The sequence below is a fragment of the Nocardioides sp. SR21 genome (assembly GCF_022761125.1).
Classification (GTDB): Bacteria; Actinomycetota; Actinomycetes; order Propionibacteriales; family Nocardioidaceae; genus Nocardioides.
Map to the genome: position 1 here is coordinate 1 of NZ_JAKWJR010000015.1, position 26,063 is coordinate 26,063.

Consider the following 26,063-nt stretch of genomic DNA (forward strand, 5'->3'; position numbering starts at 1 on the left):
GTCGAGCAGCGAGCGCCAGCGAGCGTCGTCGAGACCCCCGCACCCCACCACCGACCCCGACCAACGGGGTCTCGACAAGCTCGACCAACGGTGGTCGAGCAGCGAGCGCCAGCGAGCGTCGTCGAGACCCCCGCACCTGACCGCCGACCCCGACCAACGCGGTCTCGACAAGCTCGACCAACGGCGGTCGAGCAGCGAGCCCCGGCCCGGCGGTCGAGCAGCGAGCGCCAGGGGTCTCGACAAGCTCGACCACCGGTGGTCGAGCAGCGAGCGCCAGCGAGCGTCGTCGCGACCCCCGCACCCGACCGCCGACCCCGACCAACGGGGTCTCGACAAGCTCGACCAACGGCCCAGCTCGACTACGGGAGGTCGACGACCGCGATCGCGGGCTCGTGGAGGCTGCCCAGCCAGAGCCGGCCGTCGTGCTCCCGCACGCCCGTGACCATGTGGTACGTCGCATCCGGCAGGTCGACGTCGTGGACGAGGGTGCCGGCGTCGTCGTACGCCTGCGCGCGGATGGTGCGCTTCGGCTTGGGCTGCAGCCCCTCCGGGATCTTCGTCACGCTGCGGCGGATCGGGACGGGAGCCTTCTGGAGCAGCTCGACGACCGGGTCCTTCGGGCTGGCCAGCGAGATCCAGATCAGGCCGTCGCTTCCCCGGGCGATGTTGTCGGGGTAGCCGGGCAGGTCGGAGACCAGGAAGTCGCGGGTGCCGGCCTTCGGGCCGGTGAGCCACCACCGCACGGCCGTGCGGGCGCCGGTCTCGGCGACCGCGACGTACGACTCGTCGGCGGCGAGCGCGACGCCGTTGGCGAACGCCAGCCCGTCGAGGACGACCTCCGGCACCCCGTCGCTGCCGAGCCGGGCGAGCCGGCCGGTGCGGGTGTTCTGGACGAAGTCGTCCTTCCAGTGGGTGACGCCGTACTTCGTCGAGGAGTCGGAGAACCACACGGTCCCGTCGGTGGCGATCGCGGCGTTGTTGCAGAACCGCATCGGCGCACCGGCCAGGGAGTCGGTGACGTCCTCGATCCCACCGGAGCGCGGGTCGACGCGCAGCAGGCCGCGGTTCGCGTCGCAGACCAGCAGCCGGCCGTCGAGGTCGATCTCGATGCCGAGCGGTCGTCCGCCGGTGTGCGCGACCCGCTCGACCCGGCGCCCGTCGTGCGAGACCCGGAGGACCGCACCGTCCCCGGTGCCGGTGTAGACGGCGCCGTCGGGGGCGACGACGACGTCCTCGGCGCCGGGGCCGGGGACCGGGATGACCTCGAGGGTGCTCATGCGCACATCAGAGCAGTCTCACCGGCCGGCGTACAGGTCGGACGCCAGGAACTCCCGGAGCTGCGACCGCGCCACGTCGGCCAGGTCGAGGTCGAACACGACGCCCGGGTCCACGAACACGATCTGGCGGCCCTCGCCGAGCACCACGTCGGCGTCGGTCAGGTCGACGCGTGCGGTCCAGATCCGATACGACCCGCGCGGCAAGGTCTCCTCGCGCCACAGCGTCAGCGCACCGGGCTCCAACGAGATGCCGGTCTCCTCGGCCAGCTCACGGTACGCCGCCTGCTCCGGGTCCTCGCCGTCCTCGACGTGCCCGCCGACGAACCCCCACTTCTCCGGGTCGAGCACCGGGTGCTCGTCGCGCTCCTGCAGGAGCAGCCAGCCCCGGTCGTCGACCAGGACGATGCAGGCGAACCGGGGCACGGATGCCACGCTAGCGACATGCGTCTCGTGGCCGCCCTGCTCCCCCTCGCCCTGCTCGTCCCGGCCGCACCGGCGGCCGCCCAGGAGCCGGACGGGCTCGAGGTCACCGGCTGGATCCTGCAGAGCGGCGGCGACCGGATCGTCGAGCGGAACGCGGGCGGGATCAGCACACTGAGCGTCGCCGGCGTGAGCATCGGGCCGGGCGGCGACCGCGTCGCGGCCCCGATCGACGACGCCCGGCGGCTGCTGCGGGCCGCCCACCGCAACGGCCTGCGCGCCGAGCTGCTGGTCAGCAACTACAGCAACCGCCTCGAGGACTTCGACCCGCGCGCCGCGCACCGGCTGCTGGACGACGACCGTCACATCGCGACCGTCGCGGAGCGCCTCGGCCGGTTCGTGCGGCAGGGCTGGGACGGGGTGAACATCGACCTCGAGCGGCTCCGCGGCCGCGACGCCGACGGCCTGGTCGCGTTCGTCCACGCGATCCAGGACGCGATGCCCGCCGCCAGGACCGTCACGATCGACGTCAGCGCCACCGGCTCGCTCGACGGCTACCGCGACCGCGGCTACCGGATGCGCGCGCTCGGCGAGGCCGCCGACACCATCAAGCTGATGACGTACGACGAGCACGGGCCGACCTGGTCGGCCCCGGGGCCGGTCGGCTCCCTCGACTGGCAGCGCCGCTCGCTCGAGGCCGCGCTGGACGCCGTACCCCCGGCGAAGCTGGACCTCGGCGTCGCCGGCTACGGCTACAGCTGGCCGGAGAACGGCACCGGTCGGAGCTACACGATCACGACGATCCGCCGGATGGTCGAGCGCGACGACGCCCGCCCGCGGTGGGTCGCCGAGGACGGCGAGTGGACCACGACGCTCTCCAACGGCACTGAGCTGTGGTGGTCGGACAGGCGGTCGTACGCCGCGCGGGTCGACCTGGCGCGTGAGCACGGCCTTCACGGCCTGGCCGTCTGGCGGCTCGGGTCCGCCGACACCCTGCGCTAGTCGCCCAACCCTGCGGCACGCGCCCGAGCGACCGCCTCGGAGCGGTCCTCGACCCCGAGCTTGGTGAGCACGTTCGACACGTGGTTGCGCACGGTCTTGTCGGACAGGTGCAGCTGCCGGGCGATCCGGCGGTTGTCGAGCCCGCGCGCGACCAGGTCGAGCACCTCGACCTCGCGCGACGTGAGCTGCGGGAACGCCTCGCGGCCCGCGCCGGTCGCCATCCCGGTGAAGAACCGGCCGAGCCGGTCGGCGACCGTCGGGCTGAACACCGCTCCCCCGGACGCGACCGTGCGGATCGCGTGCAGCAGGTCCTCGCGGCCGGCGCCCTTGACGACGTACCCGCGCGCTCCGGCGCGCATCGCCGCGACCACGGCGTCGTCGTCGGCGCTCATCGTCATCATCAGCACCCGCGTCTCCGGGGCGGCCGCGAGGATCCGGCCGGTGGCGTCGACCCCGGTGATGTCGGGGAGGTTCAGGTCCATCAGCACCAGGTCGGGCGCGAGCTCGGCCGCGAGCGCGACACCGCTGCCGCCGTCGTGCGCCTCCCCCACGATCTCGAGGTCGGTGGCCCCCGTGAGGGCCGCGCGGACCCCGTCGAGGAACAGCGGGTGGTCGTCGACGAGCAGCAGGCGGGTCATCGTGCCTCCAGGGGCAGGTCGGCGCGGACGACGGTGCCCGCCGCGGTGCTGGTGACGGTCAGCCGGCCGCCGATCTCCTCCGCGCGCTGGCGCATCGACGCGAGCCCGAGGCCACCGGCGCGCGGACTCTCGGGCAGCCCGGCGCCGTCGTCCTCGACGCGCAGCGAGACCCAGTCCGGCGTGCCGTCGAGGTGTACGGCGACCCGGCGGGCGCGCGCGTGCCGGACCGCGTTCGCGAGCGCCTCGGCCGCGATCCGGTAGCACGCGACCTCGACGGCGGCCGGCAGTTGACCGTCGAGGTCGACGGTCACGTCGATGCCGGTGCCGGGCGTGGCCATCCGGTCCGCGAGGCCGCGCAGGCCGGCGCCGAGGCCGAGGTCGTCGAGCACGGCGGGCCGGAGGTCGTCGGTGATCGCACGGACGTCGTCGACGGCGGTGGCGACCCCGGCCGCCGCGGAGTGCAGCAGGCCGCCCGCGACCGGGTCGGTCACCAGGTCGCGCGCGGTCTCGACCTGGAGGCGTACGCCGGCCAGCGCGGCGCCGACCCCGTCGTGGAGGTCGCGCCGCAGCCGGCGGCGCTCCTCCTCCCGGGCGGTCACCAGCGCGGCCCGGCTGTGCTGGAGCCGGTCGGAGAGCCGCAGCGCCGCGACCGCCGGGGCGACCTGGTCGCACACGACCGCCAGCAGGTCGGCGTCGCGGGACGAGAGCCCGGCCTCGCCGGCGCGTGGGGTGACGAGCAGGGTGCCGACGACCTCGCCGCGGTGCGTGAGCGGGAGACCCGGCTCCGCGACGCCGACGACGATGGTCGCCGAGCCGAGCCGCAGCGACTCGACGAGCACCGCGCAGACCCGCTCCGGGACCTCGCCGAGGTCGTCGCGCAGCGCCGCCGCAGTCGCCTCCAGGACGCGCGCGGGGTCGGCGCGGTCGCCGTAGAACATCCGGTCCACACCGCGGGTGAGTCGCACGCCGAGCGGGTGCAGCAGCAGCCCGCACACCGCGGCGGCCGTGGCCGCGGCGACGGTCGGACCACCGGGCAGGACCGCGGCGACCAGCAGGAACAGGCTGACGTAGATCGCGGCCAGGCAGACCGCGAGGCTGAGCCCACCGACCGCGCGGCAGACGGCGAGGTCGAGGTCGTAGAGCCGGTGCCGGGTCACGGCGACGCCGATCGCGACCGGCACCAGCGCGGTCGCGGCCGCCTGGGTCAGCGCGTTGGCCGGCCAGGGCAGCCAGCCCTGCAGCACCGTGTCCAGGAGCAGCAGTCCCGCCGGCACCAGCAGCACCTGCACCTGGCGGCGTACCAGCCCGTCGGCGCGCCGCCACCGGACGACCAGGGCGGCGGCGCCGGCCAGGCAGGACGGGACGAGCACCGCGGCGCCGGTCAGGAACACGACCTCGGCGACGTCACCGGGATAGGTCGCCGAGCCGACGGCGAGCAGCGCCATCCCGGCGACCGACGTGACGACCCACGGACGCCAGCGCGCTCCGGGGAGGCGGCCGTCGGGGTAGAGCAGCGGGACCAGCGTCAGCAGCGGCAGGAACCCGCCCACCCAGATCCAGTCGCCGATGCCGTCGAGCGACAGGGCGGCCGCCAGCCCCGCGACCGCGCCGCACAGGCCGATGCCGAGCAGCAGCCACCCGATCCGCCGGCCGCCGGTGCCCGCGAGCACCAGGACGGCGGCGGCCGAGTACGACAGGCCGATGGCGATGTCCACGGGCAGGTCGGGAGCGTCCGACCAGTCGCCGACGACCAGGAGGGCGGCGACGGACATCGCCCCCGCGAGCAGCGCGAGGGCGACCGCCACGCGGGTGCTCGACATGGCGCGAGATCCTAGATCAGCCGCGGACACGCCGGGCCGAGACGAGCGCGAGCGCCGCGCCGGCCGCCAGGAACATCGCGGACCAGGCCTGCTCGACGCCGAGCACGAGCCCGATGGCACCGGTCCAGGCGAACCCGGCTCCGGCGAGCACCCCGAGCCGGCGTACGACCGGGAACGCCGCCGCGGCAACGGCGATCACGGTGAGCGTGCACACCAGCCAGGCCATGTCGAAGAGGTGCGGGTTGTGCGCGTGGTGGCCGGTCGCGGCGTTCTGCAGGTCGATCTGGTCGAGGACGAACGGCGTGGACAGGGCGGCGGTCACGAGCGCGAGCGGCATCAGCACCGGGTCGATGCGCACGGGCAGCCGCAGCCGCGGACGCAGCGGCAGCGCCAGCCAGAGCAGGCCGCCGGTCACCGCGATCACGGCCAGGAGCGACGGAGCGCCACCCCCGGTCGCGGCGACCGAGCACGCGGCGCCGGTGCCGACGAAGGCCAGGTGCAGCACGCCGGCCGCCGAGGACGGGCGGCGCCCGTTCCAGCCGGCGACGATGAGCGGAACGACGGCCAGCAGCCACAGCGTCGTGAGCATCAGGCCCTGGCCGGTGAGCTGGTGGTAGCGGTGCTCGGAGAGCTCCCCGGTGACCACGAACCGGGTGAGGTTGATGGTCCAGACCGTCGGCAGCGCCGCGGCCAGGAAGCCCGTGACGGCCACGGCCGTCCGGCGCAGCCGGCCCGGCTCGGTGGTGGTGGACAGGGACGTGGGTGCGGTGGTGGAGTCAAAGGAGATCGTCATGACCCGACCGTCCCGCGCCCCCAGTCCCGGGGACATCGCCGGATTGTCCTGTCCCTGTCCCGACAGCACCCCTATCCTGCCGCCATGCGTATCGGCGTCCTGGGCACGACGAGTGCCACCGACGACGCCGGACCCGTCAACATCGGCGGCCTGAAGCAGCGGGCGCTGCTCGCGGTCCTGGCGCTGCACCGCGGCCGGGCGGTGCCGGTCGACACGATCGCCGACCTGATCTGGAGCGGCAGCCCGCCGCCGGGCGTCTCCGGGACGCTGCAGGGGTACGTCGCGGGCCTGCGCCGCGCGCTCGAGCCGGACCGCAAGACCCGGGGAGGCGGGAACCTGCTGGTGACCGAGGCACCCGGGTACGCACTCCGGATCGCCGACGAGGACCTCGACATCGCGGCCTTCGAGGTGGCGGTGTCCGGCGCCCACACGCAGGTGGTCCCGCTGGCCGACGCGCTGTGCCGCGGCCGGGCGCTGCCGGCCGGCTCCCCCGACGCGGGCGGGCTGGCCGCGCTGCACCAGACGATCGAGGACGCGCTCGCGCTGTGGCGCGGCGTGCCGTTCGCCGACCTCGGCGAGGAGCCCGCGGCCGAGGCCGAGCGCGCCCGACTCGAGGAGCTGCGCGTGCTCGCGGTCGAGGACCGGGCCGCGCTCGGCATCCTGCTCGGGCTGCACGCCACCGTCGCCGCCGAGCTCGACGCGCTCACCCGGCAGCACCCGCTGCGCGAGCGGGCCTGGTCGCTGCGCGCGCTGGCGCTGGCCCGCTCGGGCCGTCAGGCCGACGCGCTCGCCGTGCTCCGGCAGGTGCGCGACGTGCTCGACGAGGAGCTCGGGCTCGAGCCCGGCCCGGAGCTGCGCGCGGTCCAGGAGGCGGTGCTCCGCCAGGAGCAGGCCGCGACGGCCGAACCCGCCGCCCCGGCCACACCCCTGCGCGCGCCCGCCGACCCCGAGGAGCACGCTCCCCTGCCGTTCCCGACGCTCTGGGGCTGGTCGCTCGCCGGCCGCGACGACGAGCTCGCGGCGCTGAGGGGCCTGGTCGACAGCGTCGTGGCCACCGGCGGCTCTCCCGCGTTCGCGGCACTCACCGGCGACCCCGGGATCGGGAAGAGCCGGTTGACCATCGAGGCGGCGACGTACGCCGCGGACCAGGGCATGACGATCGCGTGGGGCCGGTGCTCCCAGGACGACGGCGCCCCGGCGCTGTGGCCCTGGGCGACCGTGCTGGAGCGGATCGGGTCCGAGCTGCCCAGCAGCGGCGACAGCGACGACAGCGGCGCGGCCTTCCGCGCCTGGGAGGTCGTCGTCCAGCGGGTGCTGGCCGCGGCGGCGAAGCAGCCGCTGATGCTGGTGATCGACGACCTGCACTGGGCGGACACGTCGAGCCTGCGCGTGCTGCGGCTCCTCACCGAGGCCGCGGTCTCCGAGGGCGGCGTCCGCCTCCTCGTGGTGACCACGTGGCGCGAGCACCCGCCGCCGACCGGCGCGCTGGCCGAGGTCGCCGAGGCGCTCGGCCGCAAGCACGCGCTGCGGCTCCAGCTGCGCGGCATCTCGGCGGACGCGACCGCGCAGGTGTTCCAGCAGGTCTCCGAGACCGCGCCGACCGACGCCGAGACCGAGCTGCTGCGGCGGCGTACCGAGGGCAACCCGTTCTTCCTCGTCGAGTACGCCCGGCTGGCCCGCGAGCGCGGCGACCTCGCCGCCCTGCTGGCCGAGGCGCAGCCGCCGGCGGCCGTCCACGAGGTGCTGTCGCGACGGCTCGCCCAGCTCGGCGACGACACCCGCGACGTGCTGCGCTCCGCGAGCGTGATCGGCCGCATCTTCGAGCTCGGGACCCTCGCCGGGACCGTCGGCACCGACGAGGACGCCGTGCTCGACGCGCTCGACCCGGCGCTCGCGGCGGGTCTCGTCGACGAGGACGGCGTGGACCGGTTCCGCTTCACCCACGCGCTCGTGCGCGACACGGTGCTCGGCTCGCTGCCGGAGTCCCGCCGCGCCCGCGTCCACGCCCGCGCCGCGCAGGCGCTGGCCGGCCGGTCCGGTCACCAGGCCGAGATCGCCCGGCACTGGCTGGCCGCCGGGCCGCGCCACGTCGGCGACGCCTGGCGCTCGGCACAGGCCGCCGCGCGGTCCGCGACCGCGGTCTACGCGTACGTCGAGGCGCTCGAGATGCTCGAGCACGCGCTGCGGACCCAGGAGGAGGACCGGACCTCCACCGAGCAGGAGCGATTCGAGATCCTCGCCGACCTCGCGAACGTGCTGCGCCGCGCCGGCCGCTGGATCGAGCTGCGCGGCGTCGCGCACGAGGCGATCGAGGTGGCCGACGAGGCCGGTGACGTCGAGCTCCTGGCACGCGCCGGCGAGATGACCTCGATCGGCTCGCTCTGGACGCCGGCCGGCGGTGTCGTCGACGACTTCGTGGTCGACGCGCTGCGTCGCGCACTGGACGCGCTGCCGGCCGGAGACGATCCGATCCGGTGCCGCGTGATGCTCGCGCTGGCCGGCGAGATCTACCACGGCGCCACCGCCAAGGAGCGCGAGGCGCTCGCCGAGGAGGCGGTCGCGATGGCGCGCCGGCTCGGTGACCGCCCGCTGTTCGTCGACGCCGGGCTCAAGGCGCTGACCGCGATCTGGAGCCCGCAGACCGCCGAGCTCCGGCTCCAGCTCTCCGGCGAGGTCGCCGAGATCGCGCGGACCCTCGACGACCATGTCGCGCTGGCCTCCGCGCTCACGCTGCACGCGGTCGCGGCCGGCGAGCTCGGCCACATCGCGGTGCTCGAGGAGTCGCTGGTCGCGGCGCGCGCCGAGGCCGACCGGATCCGGCACGTCTACGCGCACCTGTTGCTGGACTCAATCGAGACCGCGTGGGCGGCGATGCGCGGCCAGTTCGACGAGGCGCTCAAGCACATCGAGCACCTGGCCTCGATGGGCGACATGGTCTCGATCGAGGGCTACACCGAGTCGGTCGCCGGGGCGCTGATGATGCACGCGCTGTGGTCCGGCGAGATGGACGCCGTCGTCAGCGGCGTGATCCAGCTCGAGGACGAGGGCACGTTCCTGCCCCTGGCGACCGCGCGGCTGACCATGCTGTGCCGGGTCGGCCGCGTCGACGAGGCCCGCGCCTGGCTCGAGGAGAACCGGCAGCTGGTCGACGAGACCGTCCACATCAACAGCTGGTTCCTCACGATGGCGCTCGCGATGGGCGCCGAGGCGGCCAGCTACCTGGGTGACCGGGAGCTCGCGGTCACGACGTACGAGCAGCTGACGGAGTTCTCCGGGCGGCCCGCCTGCGCGGGCTCCGGCACCGTGGTCGGACCGGTGGACATGTTCCTGGCGATGGCGGCGTACACCACCGGCGAGACCGAGGTCGCCGCCCGGCACGCCGAGCAGGCCCTGGAGCAGGCGCTGGCCTGGGACGCCCCGCTCGCGGCGGACTGGGTCCGCCGCGAGCGTGAACGTCTGGGTGTCTAGGGAGACGTGCCCCGTGGCGGATCCGCTGACGCGTGTCCCCTAGGCGTACCTGAACGCTCGGGCCTCGCGCCGGGCGAAGCGCCGGCGGGTGAGCACCCAGATCATCCGGAATCCCGCATCGATGTCGTGGAAGACGCGGTCGAGGACCTCGCGCGGGATGCAGTGCGCGACCCACGGGACCACCTGGACGGCGAACCGGAGCGAGGTGTCCTTGCCGATCTCCTTCTCGATCTCGGCCCACTCCTCTGCCGTGACGAGGCGCTGGAGGATCGCGATCGCCGAGGACTCCTCGTGCGCCAGGTGACGGCGCAGCAGCTCCCGCGCCGCGCAGATCCGCACGGTGAGGGCCGCCCGGGCGTCCTCGTCGGCCTTGCGCGAGAGCCGCTGGAAGCCGGCCGTGCAGGCCTCGAGCCGCGGGTCGATCTCCAGGTGCTCGCTCTCCATGGCCTCGAGCACGACCACGTCGTCGGACGAGCCGCGCGACATCAGCGCCGGCCAGATCAGGTCGTCCTCCGCCGTGTGGTGCTTGTGCAGCACCTCGGTGAAGAGCTCCCAGCGCTGGGCCAGCAGCCGCCACGTCCTCCGGTCCTCGACCGGGGTGTTGCGGACCGCCTCGGCGAACGCGTCCAGGTCGCGCCGGAACGCGTGGTGCATGAGGTACATCGTCTGCATGTCGAGCGGCCCCTCGGGGGCCGCCGCCTGGCCGGGCAGCCGGAGCTGCCGCGGCCAGGTGACGTCGTTCCGTGTCGTCACCGGGCACCTGCCCCGATGCTGTCGTCGACGGACTCGGTGGTGTCGAACTCGTCCCAGACCTGGTCGGAGTCGGCCCCGGAGCCGATCTCGTGCTTCTCGGCCTCGATGCTCGGGAGCAGGCGGTCGAGCCAGGCCGGCAGCCACCAGTTCCACTTGCCGAGCAGGGTCATGGTCGCCGGGACCAGGACCATCCGGACGACGGTCGCGTCGAGGATGATCGCGACGGCCATGCCGAAGCCGAGCTGCTTGACCACGGTGTCGGCCTCGGTCGAGAAGCCGAGGAACACGACGACCATGATCGCGGCGGCCGACGAGATGACCCGGCCGGTCGCGGCCAGGCCGCGCTCGACGCTGGCGGTGGCGTCACCGGTCTTCAGCCAGAACTCCCGGATGCGGGACAGGAGGAAGACCTCGTAGTCCATGCTCAGCCCGAAGAGGATGGCGAACATCAGGATCGGCAGCCAGCTCGACACCGGCACCGCGTGGTCGACACCCAGGAGGCTGCCGCCGAAGCCGTGCTGGAACACCAGCACGAGCACGCCGTACGACGCCGTGATCGACAGCAGGTTCATCACCGCGGCCTTCACCGGGACGACGATCGAGCGGAACATCATCGCCAGCAGCAGGACCGAGACGCCGACCACGAAGACCACGACGACCCACAGCCGGGCGTCGAGCAGGTCCACGATGTCGGAGAAGAACGGCGTCTGGCCGGTGATCTCGACACCCTCGGGCAGCTCGGCGCGGACGTCGGCCACCAGGCCGGGGATCTTCTCGTCCGCGGGGCCGTACGCCGGCTCGGCGGTGAACACGGCGAGCTCACCGTCGGGGGTGGTGACGGGCTCGGTGACGCTGACGATGCCGGGCACGTCGGCGACGGTCTCGGCCGCTGCGGCCGGGTCGGCCTTCGCGGTCTCGACGACGACGGTGAACGGTCCGTTCGCACCGGCGCCGAACTCGGCGTCGATCAGGTCGTAGGCCTGGCGCTGCGAGGTCGCCTCTCCCGCGCTGCTGCCGTCCTGCGGCCAGGTGCGCATGCCGAGTACGGGCGCGGCGAGCGCCAGGAGGAAGATCAGCGCGGCGAGACCGAAGGCGACCGGACGCCGGACCACGCGGGCGGCCCACCGGGCGGTGAGCGGGGTCTTCTCGATGCGAGTGGTCCCGGACTCCTGCGCAGCCTTGCGGACCTTGCGCGGCTTGAGCTTGTTGCCGGCCAGGCCGCACAGCGCCGGGACGAGGGTGATCGCCGCAGCGAGCACCGAGACGACGGCGATCGCGGTGGCGTAGCCGAACGTCGCGTAGACCGGGAGACCCCCGAGGTTGAGGCCCATCAGCGAGATCAGCACGGTGACCGAGGCGTACACGACCGAGCGGCCGGCGGTGGCCAGTGCCCGGCCGGCGGCCTCGTGCTTGTGCAGGCCCTGGCCGAGGAACTCGACGTGCCGGTTCACCAGCAGCAGGGCGTAGTCGATGCCGACCCCGAGACCGACCATAGTGGCGATGGTCGGGGCGATCGTGCTCACGTCGGTGACCCCGGCGAGGATGGTGACCCCCGCCGAGCCGACCGCGAGACCCAGGAGGGCGACGGCGACCGGGAGGCCGGCTGCGACGACCGAGCCGAACGCGATCACCAGGATCACCAGCGCCGCGATCACACCGACCAGCTCGCCGGTGCCCTTCATGGTCGACTCGGTCTGGCTCGGCAGCTCGCCGCCGAGCTCCGCCTGGAGACCGGCGTCGCGCAGCGGCTCGATGGCCGCCTCCATGGGGTCGTAGCCGTCGGCGCCGACGAGGTCCTCGTCGGTCGACGGCACGTCGTACTCCCACTCCACGAGCGCGGTGTCGCCGTCCTCGGAGATCCGCGGGGCGGTCACGTAGGAGACGTGCTCGATCTCGCTGATGCGCTGGGTGAGCGCGGTCAGGTCGGCGGCGTCGAGCGGGGCGCCGCTCTCGTCGTGGACGACGGCCTGCGCGGTGGCGCCACCGCCGCCCGGGACGTGCGCCCGGAGCTGCTCGATGCCGTCCTGGGCGCGGGCGCCCTCGACGTTGTAGTCGTCGTGGAAGGTCCCGCCGAGAGCCCCCGCCGCGACGAACGCGACGACGACGGCGGCGATCCAGGCGGAGATCGTCCGCCACGGGTGCGCCGCGGTGCTGCGACCGAGGCGGTAGAGGATGCGGTTCACGGTTGTGCTCCCTGGGTGAGGTTCTTGGTGAGTGAACCTTCGCCGCAGGTACTTGAGCCCGACTGGGAAGCGACTTGGAGGCTCGTCCCGGGAAGATTGAGCGTTCAATCTTCGTTGGACCGGCATGAAGAAGATCGGGTTCCTGTCCTTCGGGCACTGGACGCCGTCGCCGCAGTCGCAGACGCGGACCGCGGCCGACGCGCTGCTCCAGTCCATCGACCTCGCGGTCGCCGCCGAGGAGCTGGGCGTCGACGGCGCCTACTTCCGCGTGCACCACTTCGCGCGGCAGCTGGCCTCGCCGTTCCCCCTGCTCGCCGCCGTCGGCGCCCGCACCAGCCGGATCGAGATCGGCACCGGTGTCATCGACATGCGCTACGAGAACCCGCTGTACATGGCCGAGGACGCCGGCGCCGCGGACCTGATCTCCGGCGGGCGGCTGCAGCTCGGCGTGAGCCGTGGGTCACCGGAGCAGGTCGTCGACGGCTTCCGCTACTTCGGCTACGAGCCCGCCGAGGGCACCGACCACGCCGACCTGGCGCGCGACCACACGCGGGTGTTCCTCGACGTCATCCAGGGCAAGGGGTTCGCGCAGCCGAACCCGCGCCCGATGTTCCCCAACCCGCCCGGCCTGCTGCCGCTCGAGCCGCAGTCCCCCGGTCTCCGTGACCGGATCTGGTGGGGTGCCGGCAGCCGCGCCACCGCCGAGTGGACCGCGGAGCAGGGCATGAACCTGATGAGCTCGACGCTGCTCACCGAGGACACCGGTGTGCCGTTCCACCAGCTGCAGGCCGAGCAGATCCAGCGCTTCCGCGACGCGTGGAAGGCCGCCGGGCACGAGCGCACGCCGCGGGTGTCGGTGAGCCGCAGCATCTTCCCGATCGTGAGCGACCTGGACCGCGCCTACTTCGGCGGCGAGTCTCGCAGCCAGGACCAGGTCGGCCAGCTCGACGGCGGCCTCGCCCGCTTCGGCAAGACGTACGCCGGCGAGCCCGACCAGCTGGCGAGGGACCTCGCCGAGGACGAGGCGATCGCCGCCGCGGACACGGTGCTGCTCACGGTCCCGAACCAGCTCGGCGTCGACTACAACGCCCACGTCCTCGAGAACGTGATGAAGGTGGCCGCCGACCTCGGCTGGCGCTGAGTCAGCCGCCGTGGCCGTCCAGGTAGGCCGCGACCAGGCGACCCATGTTCGCCAGGTCGTAGCCGCCCTCCTGGACCAGCACGCTCGGCACCCCGAGGTCGCCGAGCACCCGGCCCGCTGCGTGGAATCCGTCCGCGGTGACCTGCAGCGGGCTCTCGGGGTCGTCCCCCGCAGCGTCCACGCCGAGGGAGACGACCAGGGCGTCGCAGTCGCTCGCCCACTCGGCGAGCCGGGCGACTGCATCGACCCACGGGCCGTCGCCGGTGCCCTCGGGGAGCGGGAGGTTGCGCGTCGCTCCCGCCCCGGCCCCGGCGCCGGTCTCGGTCGCGTGGCCGAACACGTGCGGGAACCAGCCCGCCGCGGGGTCGACGTGCAGTGACCCGTAGCGCACGTCGGCCCGTTCCCAGAACACCGCCTGCGTGCCGTTGCCGTGGTGCGCGTCGACGTCGATGACCGCGACCGTGTCGTGCCCCGCGGCCCGCAGCGCCTCGGCCGCGACCGCGGCGTTGTTGAGGTAGCAGGATCCGCCGTACCCCAGCGGCGTGACGTGGTGGCCCGGCGGTCGGCAGAGGCCGTACGCCGCGCGCTCCCCCGCACCCAACAGGTCGACCGCGGTGAGCGCGACGTCGACGGCCGCGCGGGCGGCCTCCCATGTGCCCGGGCCGACCAGCGTCATCGTGTCGTAGCAGTACTGCCCGGCCCGTGCGTGCATCGCCGCCGGCGGGCTCGGCGTCATGCCGGCGACGAGCGCGTCGGTCTGGAAGAAGTACGGCACCACCCGGTCCTGGCCGACCAGGTCGTCGTACGGACCCTGCGCCCACTCGTCGGCCGCGGTCCGGAGGAAGTCGAGGAGCCCACGGTCGTGGACGGCGTCGAGGAACCGGTCGTCATGCGCGGTCGCCTCGTGGCGCGGGTGCTCGGCCAGGGCCTCGAGGATGACGTCGACGCGCTCGGGCAGCTCGGTGCCGGGCGTCGGCACGCCGACCCAGACCTCGTGCTTCGGGACGTGGAGCAGGGTGTCCGGCGACCAGACCACGGGGATGCGCACAGCGTCAGCATCCCACCGGCGGGGCGGGTGCTCCGGCAGGATGGCGGCATGCCGCGCGCCCGTGACGTACAGATTCCGGGAGGGATCGAGATCGGCACGCTGCCGACCGGTCCGACCAACTCGGTCCTCGACGTGGCCGGGGTCGGCCTCGGGCACGCCACGGTGTGGCAGGACGAGCCACTCGTCGCCCGCACCGGCGTCACCTGCCTGCTGCTCGCCGAGGACGCGTACCGCCGCCCGGTCCCGGCCGGCGGCGCGGTGCTCAACGGCGCCGGCGAGTGCACCGGGTTCATCACCGCCGCCGAGTGGGCCGCGGCCGAGACGCCGGTGTACCTGACGTCGACGATGCAGCTCGGGCGCGTGTACGACGCCGCCTGCCAGATCGAGCTCGACCGCGATGGCGAGGTGGCCGACGAGGTCGTGATCCCGGTCGTCGGTGAGTGCGACGACTCGTTCCTCAACGACTGCCGCCGGATGCACGTGACCGCGGACGACGTCCGCAGCGCGCATGCTGCCGCGCTCGCCTCGCGCGGGTCCGCCTCGCCGCCCGAGGAGGGTGCGGTCGGCTCCGGGACCGGCATGTCCTGCCTGGGCTTCAAGGGCGGCATCGGCACGTCCTCGCGGGTGACCGCCGAGGGGTACACCGTCGCGGTGCTGCTGATGACCAACTTCGGCGCGCGCTCCGAGCTCGTCGTGGCCGGCACCCCCGTCGGGCGGCTGCTGCCACCGGCGCCGTCCACCCCCGACAAGCCCGCCGGCTCGTGCATCGGGCTGGTGGTCACCGACGCCCCGGTCGACGGCGCCTCGTGCGCACGGCTGGCGCGCCGGGTCGGGCTCGGCCTGGCGCGCACCGGGTCGGTGGCGCACCACGGCAGCGGCGAGATCTTCATGGCGTTCGGCACCGGGCTGCGGCTGGACCGGGACCAGGCGTTCGAGGGGAGACCGCTCAGCGGCAGGGCTCTCGACCCGCTGTTCGCCGCGGTCGTCGAGGCGACCGAGGAGTCGGTGCTCAACTCGATGTTCATGGCGCCCACCACCGTGGGGCGCGACGGCAACACCAGCGAGTCGCTGCACTCGCCCGACGTCCTGGAGCTGCTGCGATGAACACCGCCGAGGTCCGCATCCGGATGCGCGACGGCGTGGAGCTGGCCGCGACGCTGTACCTGCCCGACCCCGCCGCCGGCCCGCAGCCCTGCCTGCTCGAGGCGCTGCCGTACCGCAAGGACGACCTCACGTCGTCGTACGCCCCGGGCTATCGGCACCTCAGCGACGAGTGCCTCTTCGCGGTCTGCCGGCTCGACCTGCGCGGCACCGGCTCGTCGTCGGGCGACGCGACCGACGAGTACCCACCCGAGGAGCCGGCCGACCTCGTCGAGGTGATCGCCTGGCTGGCCGCGCAGGACTGGTGCAACGGGAAGGTCGGGATCTTCGGGACGTCGTACTCCGGCTTCAACGGCCTGCAGCTCGCGTGCGAGCGGCCGCCGGGACTCGGCGCGGTGTTCTCGATCTACAGCAGCGACGACCGCTGGACCGACGACGTGCACTGGCGTGGCGCCGCGCTGAAGCTGGTCGACCTCGTCGACTACTGCCACTACATGACGCCGATGTGCGTGCTGCCGCCCGTCCCTGCCGTCTGGGGGCCGACGTGGCGCGAGGAGTGGGAGCGGCGGCTCGCGACCAACGAGCCGTGGGGGCTGACCTGGCTGCGCGAGACGAAGCACGGCGCCTACTGGCAGGCCGGGTCCGTGCGGCCGGGCTACGACCGCATCGAGGTGCCCACGATGATCGTCGCGGGCTGGGCCGACGGGTACCGCAACAACTCGTTCCGGACGATGGCGGCGCTGGCTGCTGCCGGGGTGCCGCACCGCCTGCTCGCCGGGCCCTGGGCGCACGCCGACCCGAAGACCGCGATGCCCGGGCCACGGATCGACCTCGACGTCGAGATGGTCGCGTGGTTCGACCGGTGGCTGCGATCCGACGACGGGGCCCACGTGTCGGGGTGTGACGTCTTCGTGCGGACGTCGACCGCTCCCGAGCCGGACCTCGACCTGCACGAGGGCTACTGGGTCACCCTGCCGTCGGTGCCGCCGACGTCCTCGGTCGACGTGCACCTCGCGGGGCTGGACCCGCTGACGGTCCTGCCCGACACCGGCACCGCCGCGTGGATCGACTGCGCCGGCCACCTGCCGTGGGGGCTCTCGGGTGACCAGCGCTACGACGACGCCCGGTCGCTCACGTGGGACACCGCTCCCCCGGTCGACCCGGTCGTCGGGCATCCGGTCGCCCGGCTGCGGATCAGCGTCGACCAGCCGCTCGCCTCGCTGTCGGTGAAGCTCTGCGACGTCTTCCCCGACGGCACGTCCGCCCTGGTGTCGCGGGGCTCGGTCGACCTGACGTTCCGCGACGACGTGCACGGCGAACCCCGGCTGCTGGTCCCCGGCCAGGAGTACGACGTCAGCCTCGACCTCGACGCCTGCGCCTACCGGTGGTCGCCCGGGCAGGTCCTCCGCATCAGCGTCTCCGGGGCCGACTGGCCGAACACGATCGCCCCACCGGCGCCGGTGGTGCTCACCGTCCACTCCGGAACCGTCACCCTGCCGGTGCTCTCCGGCTCCTGGCCGACACCGGTGTTCACCGCGGGCGCGGAGCACACCTCGGAGTCCGCCGAGGGCGTCCGCTGGTCGATCGAGGACGACGTCATCAACCGCCGTACGACCGCCCACACCTACTCGGTGTCCGAGTACGAGTCGCCGTACGACGGCACCACCCGCGAGGAGTACCTCGGCGCCGTCAGCGTCGACCGCCGCACCTGGGACCAGGCGTCCCACGCGGTCACGACGTACGACCTGAGCTGGCCCGGTATCGACATCAGCGTCACGTCGACCATGGACATCGCCATCACCCGCGCCGGCTTCGACGTGGCCATCGACACCGTCGCCACGTTGGACGGCGAGGTCGTGTCGGAGCGGTCCTGGCGCGAGCTCGTCCCGAGGTCGGTCTAGGCGCCGGGCAGCCCCTCCAGCCGATCACGTGCTGCCGTCCGCCCCGTGGCGAGCAGCAGCAGGGCACTCAACGGGCCCCGCACGACCGCGCCCTCCCCGACGGCGAGGTCGGCGTCGGTCGCCTCGAGCCGGAGCCCGGCGAGCTTCTTGCGGGCGTGGAACGGCCAGCCCATGGACCAGATCCGGTGGAACGCCGTGACGCCGGCGTCCGTGGGCACCGGGTGGTCGATCCCGAGCGGTACGGCGATGTCCTGCGTGTGGACGAGCACGTCGAGCAGCATGTTCTCCGCGTTCGTCACGATCGGCTTGCGTCTCGAGCCCGCCTGCCGGTCCAGCACCTCCACGATGTCGTCGGTCGAGCGGTCCGCTCCCCAGGCGATCGCCACGTCGCGACCGAAGCCCCACAGGTCGCCCCGCGCACGGACGAGACCCGACGCGATCTGCCAGGTCGACGGTGCACCGGCAGGGGTCATGGCGACGTGCGCCGCCACGTCCCGCACCCGCCACTCGGAGCAGAGCGACGGCGTCTCCCACTCCTCGGCGGACAGGCCCGCGAGCAGCGCGCCCAGGCTCCGGCGTTCGGCTTCGGTGTACTTCCACTGGGTCTCGACGTCCACGGCACGCCTCTCCAAACAAGTCAGAGAATCTGACTAAAGTGTCGGTCGTCCGGTCTCCCGACGCAAGGAAAATGTCGTGACCGATCCCAGCCTCGGCGTTCTCCTCTTCCTGCCCTACCGGCACATGGAGCAGCGGATCCTGGACGCCGTCGTCGCCGCGGGCTATCCCGTGACCCTGGCGCAGGCGCGCGTGTTCCAGCGCGTCGACGCGGACGGGTCACGGCTGACCGAGCTCGCGGCGTCCGCCCAGGTCACGAAGCAGACGGCCGGGTTCCTCGTGGACCAGCTGGAGGCGGGCGGGTACGTCGAACGCGTCCCCGACCCGAGCGACGCCCGCGCGCGGCTGATCCGCATCACCGACCGAGGTCACCAGGCGGTCGCCATCGCGCGCGTGATGCAGGACCGGATCGAGACCGAGTGGCGCGAGCACCTCGGCGACCGCGAGCTCGAGCGGCTCCGCAGCATCCTGCTGCGCCTGCGCGGCATCACCGATCCGTGGGAGTGACGACCGGGTGACCCAGGGCGCACACTCGCCCTATGGGCCCATCCGCTCGGGGCGGCCTGCTCTCGGTCGCCGTCGCCATCGTGCTCGCGCTCGCGCTGCCGTCCGCCGGCGCAGATCCGTTGGATCCGCGTCCGGTGACGGACCGACACGGCTGGCAACGAGGTCCCGCGAGCGTCCACACCGCCGCGACCGGCGAGCACGTCGTCGTGTGGACGAAGCCGCGCACCGGGTGGACGGCGTACCGCCTCTACGACGCGGCGTGGAAGCCCACGTCCCGCACCCTCGCGGTGCGCGCTCCCCTCGAGATCGTCGCCGTCGCCCCCGACGGCTTCGTCGGCCACGCGGTGGACTGGAACGGACGGCGTACGACGCTCGACGAGTGGGTGCGGATCTCCCCCACCGGCGCCGGGACGCTCCTGCCGATCCGAGCGGCTCGACACCCGCAGCGACGGCCGGTCCCGATCCGCGCCGGCGACGTCGCGGCGTCCTGGGGTCAGCTCACCGACCCGTTCCACTTCTACCGTCCGGCGAGCAACCGGATGCTCTATCGCCGGGCGCCGGCCTGGATGGGCACCGCGGATCCCTGGTACGACCACGGGGCCGGATACATCTGCTCCTACCCCGACCGGTCGAGGCGCGGCTTGCCCGTGCGCACCTCGACCGACCACGGCGTCACCTGGACCCGCACCTCGACGGATCTCCTTCCTGAGGACAGCGGACGGTTCGTCCACTACTGCCTCGCCTCGAGCGGCGGCACCGTCGTCGTCACCGGCGACAGCGAGTACCTGCGCTGGGTCCACACCCTCGACCCCGCCACCGGCGACGTGCTCTCCAGCCACCGCCTCGGTACCCGGCGCGGACAGAGTCTCAACCCCTACGAGCTCCAGGTGTTCGCGGACGGCACCCTCGTCGCCGGCACGCGCTACCGAGGCGTGTACGTCGCCACCGACCCCACGAACGCCACGCTCCGGTTCCGGCCGGCGGACCTGCAGCGGGACACCTCCGTCGTCACGGTCGTCGGCGCCGATCTCGTCGCCACCGTGTTCGACCAGCGTCACCTGCGGGTCAGCAGCGACCGCGGTGTCACCTGGGCGACGGTCGACCCTCGGTTCGCCCGGCGCTGACGAGCCAGGGAAGCGTCACTCGCCACTCGCACGGCCGATGCGCAGGACGTCGAGGATCGCGGTCCCACCGTCGAGAACGCCGGCGACCGTCCCCTCCTGGCCGCCCGCGCCGGGTGCGGTCGCGTGCGGGTTGTCGGTGAGCCGGACGGCACGGCACCCGTAGTCGTCGACGACGACACCGGTGAGGTCACCGTCGTGGGTGGAGACGACCATCCAACGCGGCCCGAGGTCGTCGGTGCATGCCTGGTCGACGTCGGGGAGCGTCAGGGCGCCGAGCGCCTCTCGGAGCGCGGGGAGATCGCTGTCGGCCACCGGCTCGGCGGATCCGTCTCGCACCCAGCTGTAGACGGTCCCGGTCGCGGAGTGTCCGTGGACGGCGACGTACTCGCACACCCATGCCTCCTGCGTCTCGCGCAGAGCAGGAAGGTCGGTCGCGGCCTCCGTTGTCCCGAAGCCGTGACCCGACGGGTCGTCACCGACCGGCAGGCTCCGGGGGCAGGGCCGACCGGACGCGTCGTCGAGCTCAGCGGTCCGCACCACCTCGGGGCCGGCCGCGGTCGGGGTGGCGGTCCACGGGAGGTCGCACGCGGAGAGCGTCAGCGCCACGGCCGCGAGACTGAGGGCGCTGACGAGGGTGTCCTTCGGCATGCGGGTACGACGCACGCGTGGCTCCAGAGGTTCCGCGACGCGACGACTGCCCGGGACGTCGGGTGACGGCGCCACCGCGTGCGGTGTCCGTACGACGTCCCGGGCCTGCTCGCCGGTCACCGAGCGCTCGGCACCTGCGCCTTGTAGGGCATGCCGTCGGGCCCGTGCACGAGCGCCCAGTGCCGGTGCCCGGGCACCTGCTGCTCGTAGACCGACCCACCCGGCAGGTACGCCGCGGGCGGGCCCGGCTCGGCCGGCGCCTCCGGGGCGGCCGGGGCCGCCGACTCCCCGCTGGGACTCCAGTCCAGGGCGACGGCCAGGCCGGCGACGGTCACGGCGACGAGTGCCGCGACCGCCAGGGCGAAGTGGGGGCGCGGGGTGCCGACGGCGGGCGCCGGCTCGGTGTGTTCCTGCGTGCTCCTGGTCATGCTGAGGGTTGCCTTGCTCATGGTTCTTCTCCTTCGTCTCGTGGTCCGTGGTCAGTAGCTGAAGGTCGTGGCCGGCTCGTCGCCGATCCAGTTCCACATGGGGACGGTGCCGTTGATCTCCGCACCGGGGATGAGGTCGTCCGGGTCGAGTCGACGCGCGTTGACGCAGAGCGGGCACACGAAGTAGCGCCCACCTGCGGCCTCGTAGCGCTTCACGAGCTCCTCGATCGACGGACACCCGTCGCACGCGATGCCGACGGCGACGCCCGGGACCGCGAGGCGGACCGCCTCCTTGGTGAGGAACATCAGGGTCTCGCGACCGGTCTCGGCCGCACCGACGGCGACCAGGAAGGCGACACTCACCTTCTCCGGGTCCTCGAGACCGGTGGTCAGACTGACGACTGCCTTGCTCATGGTGTTCTCCTTGATTTCGCGGTCCGGCGGACCGAGTGGCTCGACGCTAGGAGCCCAGGAGAACGGCGTCGTCGGGCAAACACCCGACAAAGTGAGCTCAGGTCTCGAGCGGATCGAGCAGCCCGTTGCGCAGCGCGAAGAGCGTCGCGGCCGACCGCGACGAGGCACCGGTCTTCATGTAGATGCGCTCCACGTGGGTCGCCGCGGTCTTGCGCGACACCCCGAGCCGGGCGGCGACCTCGTGCGTCGTCGAGCCGCGGGCGATGTGGACCAGCACCTCCACCTCGCGTGCGGTCAGCCCTGCCGGGCCCGCGACCCTCCGGCGCCCCCCGGCACCGGCCGCCGCGAGCACCGAGTCCACGGCGTCGGCGTCGAGCCGTCCCGCACGAGCCTCCTCGCGCAGGGTGACGGCCGCCTGCTTCGGGGACCGGGGCTCCTGCGCGGCCCGTGGCTCGACCAGCGACCGGAAGGCACAGGCAGCCGCGAGGACCCGACCCGCCATCGGGATGCTCGCGCCACCGGTGCCACGGTGGTAGCCGCTCCCGTCCATGCGCTCGTTGGCGTACGACGCGATCGCGCCGATCCGGGCCAACGCCGCCGGACGGGCCAGCACCCGCTCGGTGTAGTACGAGCTGAGCCGCACCCGCTCCCACTCGGTCGCGGACAGGCTCCCGGGCTTGTCCAGGATCGTGGCCGGCACGCCGTGCAGCCCGATGTCGTGCACGAGCCCAGCGCGCCTGGTCGCGGCGGCGTCCTCAGCGGGCAGACCGAGCTTCAGCGCCGCGGCGCCGGCGAGCTCCGCGACCCCGCTGGAGTGGCCCGCACGGTTCGGGGAGCGCAGGTCGGTGAAGTCGGCCAAGGCCCCCAGCGCGTCGTCCAGCGCCGTGTCCGACAACGAGCGCCGCAGGCCGGGAGCGTCGGCGAGCAGCGCGGTGACGTCGTACTCCCCCTCCAACGACGCCAGCGCCTCGCCGGCGACGTCGCAGAAGGCGTCGGCGAGCGCGGGGTCGAACTGTCGGCCCCGGCGATCGCGAGCGACGCGTACGGCGGCGCCGACGCCACCGTGGCGGTCATGCACCTCGACGACGTCGCCGAGGTGGAACAACCGGATCCACAGCGAGAGGTCCGTGCCGCCGACCCCGTCCGGCACTCCCCGCCCGTCCCAGCGGGCGAAGAACTGCCGCACCGCGCTGGAGACCGCCGCGTCGAGCCCGAGCCGATCCGCCAGCGTCGACGTGATGAGGCAGTGCGACTGGATGCCCTGGATGACCCGGCGGCCACCGGTCGAGAGGATCGTGCTGCCGACCTTGAGCCGGCTGGCCGCACCGCCGGCACCGGCATGGGAGAGGAAGAAGCGGAACCCCGACAGGCCGCCCAGGTCGGCGTCGTAGCTGTCGGCCCGGAACGCGATGTCGTCGCCGAAGAACGACGCGACCTCGGGGGTGTCGGCGACGCACCCGACCCACGACAGCATCGCGACGTAGAACAGCGACGCCTGCTCCTCCTCGGGCAGCCCGACGTGAGCGCCCAGCCGGGAGGCGATGCGCCACGAACGCAGCAGGTGCTCCATGGGCTGACCGAGCCCCAGGTCGGTGGCCAGCGAGTACGCCGCCAGGACCTCGGCCAGGGTCACACCGGAGTCGCCCGCGTCCCGCGCCACGAAGCGCAGTGTACGGCCGGCGGCGGGGCTGGGCACCGACCGATATCCCTCGTACTGGTGATGGCAGCACCCCGGTCCGTCACTACGTTCGGGGGACCAGGAGGAGGCGCTCGTGCTCATACGGCTCGCCATGTCGATCGTGCTCGCAGGCGCCCTGCTCGTTGCCGTGGGCGGGCCGGCGCAGGCCGCGTCCGGGACCACGGTCACGAGCCCGACGTCCGGCACCGAGAGCACCACCGGGTCCGTTCGCGTCGCCGGCACCTACACGGCGACGAACCTGCAGAGCGTCAAGGTCGTGCTGTGCCAGAGGTCGACGACGGCGCCGAGCGGCTGCCTCTGGGTGAACTCGCGCACCGCCGGGACCACCAGGGCGACGTGGTTCGGGTTCAACGCCACCGTCTCCGCCGGCAACGCGTTCAGTCTCGACTTCTCCGGGTTGCCCGACGGCAGCTACGAGTTCCGCACCTACGTCCTGGACAGCACCACGGGGACCAACGGGAGCCCTCGGACGACCACCCCGTTCACCGTCGACACGAGCCCTCCCGTCCCCGACGCGGGTCGGTTCAGCATCGCCTTCGGTCGCTCCATGTGGCAGGTCGCCGACACGAGCTCGGGCAGCTGCGTGTTCGTTCCCGGCACGCCCACGCTCGAGGACGCCGCCCGCGAGCTGGCTGCGCGCGGCCTGTACGCCATCACCGGCGTCGTGACGAACCGGCCCAACGCCAACGCGGCGGTTCGCGGTTGCGGGTTCTACAGCACCAACGCCAACTGGGCCGACCTGGCGAACCTGCGCGACGGCTACGGCTGGCAGGTCGTGTCGCACAGCAAGAACTACAAGGACATGACGACGCTCACCAACGCCCAGCAGGTCGACGAGTCGTGCGGGTCTCTCAGCGTCCTGGGGAACCGCGGGCACCAGGACGCCTGGGGCCTGTTCAACTTCCCCAACGACAAGCAGGACGCCGCCTCGCGCACGGCCGTGCTGTCCTGCTTCGCCTTCTACCGCCTCTACGGCTCCGGCATCAACGAGCTCGCGACCCTGCAGTCGACGCGTGAGCTGAGCGTCGAGACCGTCGACGGCGGCAAGTGCAACAACGCCGCACTCGCGTGCTACTCCGCACCCGGGCTCGGCGGCAAGCGCTACGAGCTGCCCAGCGCGCTCGCCACCCGCGTCCTGCAGCCCACGGCGGGTCAGTACAACCTGATCCAGTTCTACCGCTTCGTCGACGGACAGCGCGGAACCCTGAGCGACCCGGCTGCCTGGGACTGCACCTCCTCCGACCCGCGCGACCACTGGGTCAGCCGGATCGAGTTCTACTGCTGGTCCGACTTCCTGGCGGTCCTCGACGCCCGCTCCCCCACGGCCACGGTGACGAGCCCGGCGATCATCGCCCGCGAGCTCGGCTTCACCCCCTGACGGGGCTATCCGCCGAGCGCGCCAGCGGCCCAGTTGCCGGCGTCACCCGCGTCGGGATAGTCGTGCTTCCCGCACCGCCGACACCGCCGGAACCGAGCAGACCCGTCGTCCGCGCTCACTCGCTCCCAGCTGTGGAGGGACACCAGGCAGCGGATCGGCTTCATGACAGCGGAGCGATGTTCTGGTTGTGCCGGAACAGGTTCCCCGGGTCGACCCGGGTCTTGATCTCCCGCAGCCGGTCGTAGCTGCCCCGGTAGTTGGCACGGATCCGGTCCTGGTCGTCGTCGGCCATGAAGTTCACGTAGCCGCCCTCCTCGGAGTGGGGCGCCGTGGCGTCGTAGTAGTCGCGGACCCATGCCGTGCCTGCCTCGTCGTCGACCTGGTCCGGGGGCCACATCCCGGCGATCACGGTCGCGAAGGTGGCATCACGGTAGGCGAACGCCGTCGCGTCCGGCGCGACCCGGTGGCACGCACCGTTGATCGGGTAGATGTGCATCGTGGAGTTCACCGCCGGCAGCTTCGGCCCGTGCTCGAGGTGCGCCGCGATCGCGTCGTCGGTCAGCTCCGTGACGAAGTTGGCCTTCCAGTAGTGATGGAGGCCGGGAGGGACCAACGCGTCGAAGGCACTGTTGAGGGCCGGGTAGGGCATCGGCCCGACCATCTCCGCCACGCGAGGCGCCACGTCGCGGATCGGCTGGAGCATCCGCTCCCCGGCGTCGAGGTCGCCCGACCAGCAGGCCACCATCGCGATGAAGGGCTCGCCGTGGCGGTCCTCGGGGATGAACGGGAGCGGCGGAGCGATCTGGTACGCCGGGAAGCAGCCGAGCTGCTCGGGTGCGTCGACGATGAAGTCCCGGTAGAACCGGAGCACGTCGCCCGCCTTGTCGAGCTCGAAGAACATCGGCCCGCCGTAGATGTCCTTCACCGGGCTGAGCCGGAACTCGAACGACGTCACGACGCCGAAGTTGCCGCCACCGCCGCGGATCGCCCAGAACAGATCCGGGTGGTCCTTCTCGCTGACCTCCTGGAAGGACCCGTCCGCCGTGACCAGGTCCGCGGACACCAGGTTGTCCAGCGACAGGCCCAGCCCCCGCGACAGGTAGCCGATCCCGCCGCCGAGCGTCAGGCCACCGACTCCGGTGGTCGAGATGATCCCGCCGGTCGTCGCCAGGCCGAACGGGTACGTCGCGGCGTTCATGTCGCCCCACGTCGCGCCGCCCTCGACCCGCGCCGTCCTCGCCACCGGGTCGACCCGCACTCCACGCATCGCCGACAGGTCGACGACGACGGCGTCGTCCGCCGTGCCGAACCCCGGAACGCTGTGGGCGCCCCCGCGCACGGCCACGGTCAGCGAGCTCTCGGCCGCGAAGCGCACGGCGCTCATCACGTCGCCCGCGTTGGCCGCCTGAACGATCACGGCCGGGCGCTTGTCGATCATGCCGTTGCGGACCGTGCGCGCGGTGTCGTACCCCTCGTCATCGGGGCCGGTGACCGTCCCCCTGATCGCCTCCCGCAACGGGTCCAGCTGGACGCTCATCTGCCCTCCTCCAGGAACGGTGATGTCGCGTCCGGGCGACAGGGGCGTCGAGGTGGTCAGGGCGTCACGGGTCGCGACGGTGCGCGACAGGAATGTCACGTCGACGCTAGCCCTCGCAGCGCGCCCCCGCATCGCACGAATGAGGCATTTCGGGCGTGCTGGTGGCGG

Annotated in this window: 22 protein-coding genes; 8 read left to right on the forward strand and 14 right to left on the reverse strand. The window is 73.2% G+C overall.

The annotated features are described in order from the left end of the window. Nucleotides 1–359: 359 nt before the first annotated feature. On the reverse strand, nucleotides 360–1,277 hold the full coding sequence (locus tag MJ604_RS22095) for an SMP-30/gluconolactonase/LRE family protein (RefSeq protein WP_243060879.1): 918 nt from the start codon (nucleotides 1,275–1,277) through the stop codon (nucleotides 360–362). A gap of 18 nt (nucleotides 1,278–1,295) precedes the next feature. Beyond that, nucleotides 1,296–1,700, reverse strand: coding sequence for an NUDIX domain-containing protein (locus tag MJ604_RS22100; protein ID WP_243060880.1), 405 nt, complete (start codon nucleotides 1,698–1,700; stop codon nucleotides 1,296–1,298). Nucleotides 1,701–1,718: 18 nt separating this feature from the next. On the opposite strand from MJ604_RS22100, the gene MJ604_RS22105 reads away from it, so the two are divergent. Further along, a complete protein-coding gene (locus MJ604_RS22105; RefSeq protein WP_243060881.1) occupies nucleotides 1,719–2,699 on the forward strand; it encodes a glycosyl hydrolase family 18 protein in 981 nt (326 codons plus the stop codon). On the opposite strand, the gene MJ604_RS22110 is transcribed toward MJ604_RS22105, so the two are convergent. The 3 genes from MJ604_RS22110 to MJ604_RS22120 are packed head-to-tail and all read right to left on the reverse strand — an operon-like array spanning nucleotide 2,696 to nucleotide 5,950. Further along, on the reverse strand, nucleotides 2,696–3,337 hold the full coding sequence (locus MJ604_RS22110; protein ID WP_243060882.1) for a response regulator transcription factor: 642 nt from the start codon (nucleotides 3,335–3,337) through the stop codon (nucleotides 2,696–2,698). The genes MJ604_RS22105 and MJ604_RS22110 overlap by 4 nt on opposite strands. Next, nucleotides 3,334–5,157 (reverse strand): ATP-binding protein, encoded by a 1,824-nt coding sequence (locus tag MJ604_RS22115; RefSeq protein ID WP_243060883.1) that lies wholly within the window; start codon nucleotides 5,155–5,157, stop codon nucleotides 3,334–3,336. The genes MJ604_RS22110 and MJ604_RS22115 overlap by 4 nt, the downstream gene beginning before the upstream one ends. Nucleotides 5,158–5,173: 16 nt before the next feature. Beyond that, a complete protein-coding gene (locus tag MJ604_RS22120; RefSeq protein WP_243060884.1) occupies nucleotides 5,174–5,950 on the reverse strand; it encodes a hypothetical protein in 777 nt (258 codons plus the stop codon). 84 nt (nucleotides 5,951–6,034) lie between these two features. On the opposite strand from MJ604_RS22120, the gene MJ604_RS22125 reads away from it, so the two are divergent. Further along, nucleotides 6,035–9,418 carry a BTAD domain-containing putative transcriptional regulator gene (locus MJ604_RS22125; protein WP_243060885.1) on the forward strand — a complete coding sequence of 1,128 codons (3,384 nt, stop codon included), beginning with the start codon at nucleotides 6,035–6,037 and terminating at the stop codon, nucleotides 9,416–9,418. A gap of 39 nt (nucleotides 9,419–9,457) precedes the next feature. On the opposite strand, the gene MJ604_RS22130 is transcribed toward MJ604_RS22125, so the two are convergent. Then, nucleotides 9,458–10,171: a hemerythrin domain-containing protein gene (locus MJ604_RS22130; protein WP_243060886.1), complete on the reverse strand. Its 714-nt coding sequence runs from the start codon at nucleotides 10,169–10,171 to the stop codon at nucleotides 9,458–9,460. Further along, complete coding sequence (locus MJ604_RS22135) at nucleotides 10,168–12,354, reverse strand: MMPL family transporter (protein ID WP_243060887.1); 2,187 nt, start codon at nucleotides 12,352–12,354, stop codon at nucleotides 10,168–10,170. Before MJ604_RS22135 ends, MJ604_RS22130 begins: the two co-directional genes overlap by 4 nt. A 124-nt stretch (nucleotides 12,355–12,478) precedes the next feature. Here MJ604_RS22135 and MJ604_RS22140 point away from each other — a divergent pair, with 124 nt between their 5' ends. Then, entirely contained in the window at nucleotides 12,479–13,495 is a 1,017-nt protein-coding gene (locus tag MJ604_RS22140) for an LLM class flavin-dependent oxidoreductase (protein ID WP_243060888.1), read from the forward strand. A gap of 1 nt (nucleotide 13,496) precedes the next feature. Here MJ604_RS22140 and MJ604_RS22145 read toward each other — a convergent pair whose 3' ends face one another. Further along, the gene (locus MJ604_RS22145) at nucleotides 13,497–14,543 is read right to left on the reverse strand and encodes a hypothetical protein (protein ID WP_243060889.1); all 1,047 of its coding nucleotides are present in this window, start codon (nucleotides 14,541–14,543) and stop codon (nucleotides 13,497–13,499) included. Nucleotides 14,544–14,591: 48 nt separating this feature from the next. On the opposite strand from MJ604_RS22145, the gene MJ604_RS22150 reads away from it, so the two are divergent. After that, nucleotides 14,592–15,647 (forward strand): P1 family peptidase, encoded by a 1,056-nt coding sequence (locus tag MJ604_RS22150; protein WP_243060890.1) that lies wholly within the window; start codon nucleotides 14,592–14,594, stop codon nucleotides 15,645–15,647. Next, nucleotides 15,644–17,545 (forward strand): CocE/NonD family hydrolase, encoded by a 1,902-nt coding sequence (locus MJ604_RS22155; protein WP_243060891.1) that lies wholly within the window; start codon nucleotides 15,644–15,646, stop codon nucleotides 17,543–17,545. The genes MJ604_RS22150 and MJ604_RS22155 overlap by 4 nt, the downstream gene beginning before the upstream one ends. Here MJ604_RS22155 and MJ604_RS22160 read toward each other — a convergent pair. Continuing rightward, nucleotides 17,542–18,162, reverse strand: a complete 621-nt coding sequence (locus MJ604_RS22160; protein ID WP_243060892.1) for a maleylpyruvate isomerase family mycothiol-dependent enzyme — start codon at nucleotides 18,160–18,162, stop codon at nucleotides 17,542–17,544. The genes MJ604_RS22155 and MJ604_RS22160 overlap by 4 nt on opposite strands. A gap of 76 nt (nucleotides 18,163–18,238) precedes the next feature. On the opposite strand from MJ604_RS22160, the gene MJ604_RS22165 reads away from it, so the two are divergent. Both MJ604_RS22165 and MJ604_RS22170 read left to right on the forward strand, forming a co-directional pair. After that, complete coding sequence (locus MJ604_RS22165; RefSeq protein ID WP_243060893.1) at nucleotides 18,239–18,667, forward strand: MarR family winged helix-turn-helix transcriptional regulator; 429 nt, start codon at nucleotides 18,239–18,241, stop codon at nucleotides 18,665–18,667. Nucleotides 18,668–18,699: 32 nt separating this feature from the next. Continuing rightward, nucleotides 18,700–19,791 carry a hypothetical protein gene (locus MJ604_RS22170; RefSeq protein WP_243060894.1) on the forward strand — a complete coding sequence of 364 codons (1,092 nt, stop codon included), beginning with the start codon at nucleotides 18,700–18,702 and terminating at the stop codon, nucleotides 19,789–19,791. A 15-nt stretch (nucleotides 19,792–19,806) separates the two neighbouring features. Here the strand turns inward: MJ604_RS22170 and MJ604_RS22175 are convergent, their stop codons facing one another. From MJ604_RS22175 to MJ604_RS22190, 4 genes are all read right to left on the reverse strand, one after another. Further along, nucleotides 19,807–20,454, reverse strand: coding sequence for a hypothetical protein (locus MJ604_RS22175; protein WP_243060895.1), 648 nt, complete (start codon nucleotides 20,452–20,454; stop codon nucleotides 19,807–19,809). Nucleotides 20,455–20,555: 101 nt separating this feature from the next. Next, the gene (locus MJ604_RS22180) at nucleotides 20,556–20,888 is read right to left on the reverse strand and encodes a hypothetical protein (RefSeq protein WP_243060896.1); all 333 of its coding nucleotides are present in this window, start codon (nucleotides 20,886–20,888) and stop codon (nucleotides 20,556–20,558) included. A gap of 30 nt (nucleotides 20,889–20,918) precedes the next feature. Then, the gene (locus tag MJ604_RS22185) at nucleotides 20,919–21,281 is read right to left on the reverse strand and encodes a DsrE family protein (protein WP_243060897.1); all 363 of its coding nucleotides are present in this window, start codon (nucleotides 21,279–21,281) and stop codon (nucleotides 20,919–20,921) included. Between the two features lie 97 nt (nucleotides 21,282–21,378). Beyond that, nucleotides 21,379–22,941: an HD domain-containing phosphohydrolase gene (locus MJ604_RS22190; RefSeq protein WP_243060898.1), complete on the reverse strand. Its 1,563-nt coding sequence runs from the start codon at nucleotides 22,939–22,941 to the stop codon at nucleotides 21,379–21,381. Between the two features lie 112 nt (nucleotides 22,942–23,053). Between MJ604_RS22190 and MJ604_RS22195 the strand changes: the two genes are divergently transcribed. Beyond that, nucleotides 23,054–24,358 (forward strand): hypothetical protein, encoded by a 1,305-nt coding sequence (locus MJ604_RS22195; RefSeq protein ID WP_243060899.1) that lies wholly within the window; start codon nucleotides 23,054–23,056, stop codon nucleotides 24,356–24,358. 160 nt (nucleotides 24,359–24,518) lie between these two features. On the opposite strand, the gene MJ604_RS22200 is transcribed toward MJ604_RS22195, so the two are convergent. Continuing rightward, nucleotides 24,519–25,895 (reverse strand): FAD-binding oxidoreductase, encoded by a 1,377-nt coding sequence (locus MJ604_RS22200; protein ID WP_243060900.1) that lies wholly within the window; start codon nucleotides 25,893–25,895, stop codon nucleotides 24,519–24,521. Between the last annotated feature and the right edge of the window lie 168 nt (nucleotides 25,896–26,063).